We start from the raw sequence: 3,357 nt of genomic DNA, 5'->3' as shown, positions 1-3,357 counted from the left end.
CATCCCCTCGATGTCGCTCAACCCCTATGCCAAGGGTGCTGAACGCCTCGAAGTGGGCGGGCATCAGTACGCGCTGCTGGCCGGGCTCACCGAGTCGATCGACTTCCTCGCCGGGCTCGACGAGCGCGCCTCCGGCACCCGCCGCGAACGCCTCGAGATGTCGATCACCTCGCTGCAGGACTATCACGACCAGCTCTTCGATCACCTCATGCAGGTGCTGGAGAAGGTCGACAACCTCACCGTGATCGGCCGGGCCTCCACCCGCATCCCGACGGTCAGTTTCACGATGGCCGGGATGCAGGCGGAGAAGGTGGCGGCCAAGCTGGCCGATGCCAGGATCGGGACGGTCAGCGGTGTGCACGGCGGCAGCCGACTACTCGACGCGCTGGGTGTGAACGATGAGGGCGGTGCGGTGACGATCGGGCTCGCGCCCTATACGACCCGCTACGAGATCGACCAGCTCGGCCGTGCCCTCAGCGCCCTCGAATAGCATGCGCTAGTCGCGAACCCGCAGGATCACCTTGCCGAAGGTCTGCGAGTCGTCGAGCAGTTCGTGCGCGCGGGCGGCTTCGGTGATCGGCAGCTCGGTGGAGATCACCGGCACGATCTCGCCGGCGGCCACCTGCGGCCACAGTTGTGCGCGGACCGCCGCGATGATCTCGGCCTTGCTCCCCGGCCCCGATCGTGGACGGCCGCGCACGTTGGTCGCCGCCACGGTGCCCCACTTACGCAGCAGTGCGGCGATATTCAGCGTCCCGCTGACGCCCCCTTGCATCCCGATCACCACCAGCTGCCCATAGGGTGCGAGCGCCTCCACGTTTCGTTCCAGGTACTTCGCACCCATGTTGTCGAGAATCACGTCGGCCCCGCCCTGATCCGCGACCGTTGCGACGAAGTCGCCGGTCCGGTAGTTGATCAAGATCTCCGCCCCCAGCTCGGCGCACTTGGTCAGCTTCGCGTCCGAGCCGGCCGTCACCGCGACCCGCGCTCCGAGCCCGCGCGCCACCTGGATCGCGTGCGTCCCGATCCCGCCGCCGCCGCCGTGGATCAACACCAGCTGCCCCGATCGCAGCCCCGCCGTCATCACCAGGTTCGACCACACGGTCGCCGCCACCTCCGGCAACCCCGCGGCCGCGACAGCGTCCATCCCCTCCGGAATCGGCAACAGCTGCGTCGCGGGCACCGCCACGAACTGGGCGTACCCACCCCCGGCGAGCAACGCGCACACCCGATCCCCGACCTGCCAGTCCGTCACCCCCGCCCCCAACCGCGCGATCGTCCCCGAACACTCCAACCCGAGGATCGAACTCGCATCCGCGGGCGGCGGATAGAACCCCTTCCGCTGCATCACATCGGCCCGATTGACCCCTGCCGCAACAACTTCCACCAACACTTCACCGGGCCCCGGCTCCGGATCGATCGTCACGGTCCACTCCATGACCTCCGGCCCACCGAACCCGTTCAGCTCAATCGCGTACATGACACCAATCCTCTCCCCACACCCCGCCGGTAGCCAGAACCCCGCGCCGATGTCGCCGACAGTTCTCGCCGGCGCGAGACAACCCGGCCCAGGTCCGCCCAGACTTGCGGAAGGCCGGATCAGGTCGGCTACCATCCTTGCCAGGGAGACGTGGCAGAGCGGCCGAATGCACTCGCCTTGAAAGCGAGCATGGGTAACACCATCGGGGGTTCAAATCCCTCCGTCTCCGCCAAAGGCCCGCAGGTCAGGATCGGCCGAGGAGCTTCGGTCCTGGCACGGGTCCACCCGTTCGGAAGGTTTCGATTTCCTCGGCTCGGGTGCTCACCCATTCCAGCAGGCCGTGGAGCTTTTCGGCTGCCTCGTGGCCGATCGGGGTCAGGGCGTAGGAAACCTGTGGGGGCACAGTGGGTTCGACGGTGCGCTCGACCAGGCCGTAGTCGGTGAAGGTGCGCAGGTTCTGCGACAGCATCTTCTCGCTGATGCTGCCGATTCGGTCACGCAGGACGTGGTAGCGCATCGAGCCGTCGAGTAGCGCGGCCAGGATCAGGACGCCCCAGCGACTGGTGACTTTGCCGAGGATGGCGTGGGCCGGACACTCTTTGTCGAATACGTCACGTTGACCGAGTGTGGGCCGGTCGCTGTCCGGGACTCCTACCGCCATGCAATGAGCTTACCTATCGGTATGCCCTTTCCAATGGAAAGTCCCCTTCCTACGGTTGGCCCATGGTGGATATCAGCAGGGTTCTGGTGATCGGGGCGACCGGTCATGTCGGCGGTCAGGTGGCGGCGCAGCTCGCCGCGGGCGGAACGTGGGTGCGGGCATCGGCGCGCGACCCGCGCGCGGCGTCGCTGCCTTCGGGTATCGAGGTGGTGCAGGGCGACCTGACAGTCCCGGACACCTTGGACAGTGCCCTCGACGGCATCGACGCGGTCTACCTGACCTGGCCGATGTTGTCGGCGGAGATCGCGGAGCGGGTCGTTGCCCGCATCGCCGCACACGCGCGCCGCATCGTCCTGCTCTCCTCCGCCTCGGTCCGCGACGACCTGGATGAGCAGGACCACCCGATCGGCCGGGCACACGCCCTCATCGAGCAGCCGATCACCGAGTCGTCACTGGAATGGACCTTCCTGCGGCCCGGTGGTTTCGCTACCAACACTGTCGAATGGGCACCTCAGATTCGCGCGGGCGACGTCGTGCGCGGCGCGTACGGCGCCGCCACGATGCCCCTGCTGCACGAGGCGGATATCGCCGCGGTCGCCGTGCGCGCACTGACCACCGACGGCCATGCCGGGGCGAAGTACCACCTGACCGGCCCGGCCGCGCTGAGCCGAATCGACCAGGTCGAAGCGATCGGCGCCGCACTCGGCCGCACGTTGGTCTGGGAGGAGATCAGCCCCGAAGACGCAGTGGCGCAAATGGGTTGGCTCCCACCCGACATCGCGCGCGTGGTGCTGCGCGGACTCGCTGGACTCGTCGGCACACCGGGCTCGGTGACCTCCACCGTGCACGACGTCACCGGGTCACCGGCCCGCGACTATCGTCGATGGGCAGCCGACCACGTCGCCGATTTCCGCTGACTACTCCTCGTCCCACGCCTGGATCGACGTCTGGTCGACTATGCGACCGTCGCGCAGGTTCGCCATCGAGTGGGCGAGGACGCGCGTGCCGTCCGGGTATCGGCACGATTCCACGAAGGCGATGTGGTCGCCGTCGATCAAGACGCTGTCGAGGGAGTGGGTCATCTCCCTGGAGCACACGTCGTCGAGCATCGCGCTGATTGCCGAGCGACCGTGCATCACCCGGGGGTGACTCGGTTGGTCGCGGTGGTCGACCATGCGGATCTCGGCATCGTCGCTGTAGAGCGTCAGCAGTGTTG

General features: G+C 67.5%; 5 protein-coding genes and 1 tRNA gene. 3 read left to right on the top strand and 3 right to left on the bottom strand.

What is annotated here, in order from left to right:
* Positions 1–490, top strand: a 490-nt coding sequence (locus tag ACFWF3_RS29360) for an aminotransferase class V-fold PLP-dependent enzyme (RefSeq protein ID WP_379316836.1), incomplete at its 5' end; no start/stop codon positions are given.
* A gap of 6 nt (positions 491–496) precedes the next feature.
* Here the strand turns inward: ACFWF3_RS29360 and ACFWF3_RS29355 are convergent.
* On the bottom strand, positions 497–1,480 hold the full coding sequence (locus tag ACFWF3_RS29355) for an NAD(P)H-quinone oxidoreductase (protein ID WP_379316834.1): 984 nt from the start codon (positions 1,478–1,480) through the stop codon (positions 497–499).
* Positions 1,481–1,624: 144 nt separating this feature from the next.
* On the opposite strand from ACFWF3_RS29355, the gene ACFWF3_RS29350 reads away from it, so the two are divergent.
* A tRNA-Ser gene (locus ACFWF3_RS29350) sits at positions 1,625–1,712 on the top strand.
* Between the two features lie 12 nt (positions 1,713–1,724).
* On the opposite strand, the gene ACFWF3_RS29345 is transcribed toward ACFWF3_RS29350, so the two are convergent.
* Positions 1,725–2,141 (bottom strand): winged helix-turn-helix transcriptional regulator, encoded by a 417-nt coding sequence (locus ACFWF3_RS29345; RefSeq protein WP_379316833.1) that lies wholly within the window; start codon positions 2,139–2,141, stop codon positions 1,725–1,727.
* Positions 2,142–2,203: 62 nt separating this feature from the next.
* On the opposite strand from ACFWF3_RS29345, the gene ACFWF3_RS29340 reads away from it, so the two are divergent.
* The gene (locus tag ACFWF3_RS29340; RefSeq protein ID WP_379316831.1) at positions 2,204–3,058 is read left to right on the top strand and encodes an NAD(P)H-binding protein; all 855 of its coding nucleotides are present in this window, start codon (positions 2,204–2,206) and stop codon (positions 3,056–3,058) included.
* Here ACFWF3_RS29340 and ACFWF3_RS29335 read toward each other — a convergent pair.
* A partial coding sequence (locus ACFWF3_RS29335) for a nuclear transport factor 2 family protein (RefSeq protein WP_379316829.1) occupies positions 3,059–3,357 on the bottom strand: 299 nt, incomplete at its 5' end.

The organism is Nocardia sp. NPDC060220 (assembly GCF_042727815.1).
Taxonomy (GTDB): domain Bacteria; phylum Actinomycetota; class Actinomycetes; order Mycobacteriales; family Mycobacteriaceae; genus Nocardia.
Note: the sequence above shows the minus strand (reverse complement) of the source record. Positions and strands in the feature narration are given on the sequence as shown.

Bases quoted from the DNA above. Each gene is read 5' to 3' on its own strand.
- ACFWF3_RS29355 (WP_379316834.1), bottom strand. From the start codon at position 1,480: ATGTACGCGATTGAGCTGAACGGGTTCGGTGGGCCGGAGGTCATGGAG.
- ACFWF3_RS29345 (WP_379316833.1), bottom strand. From the start codon at position 2,141: ATGGCGGTAGGAGTCCCGGACAGCGACCGGCCCACACTCGGTCAACGT.
- ACFWF3_RS29340 (WP_379316831.1), top strand. From the start codon at position 2,204: ATGGTGGATATCAGCAGGGTTCTGGTGATCGGGGCGACCGGTCATGTC.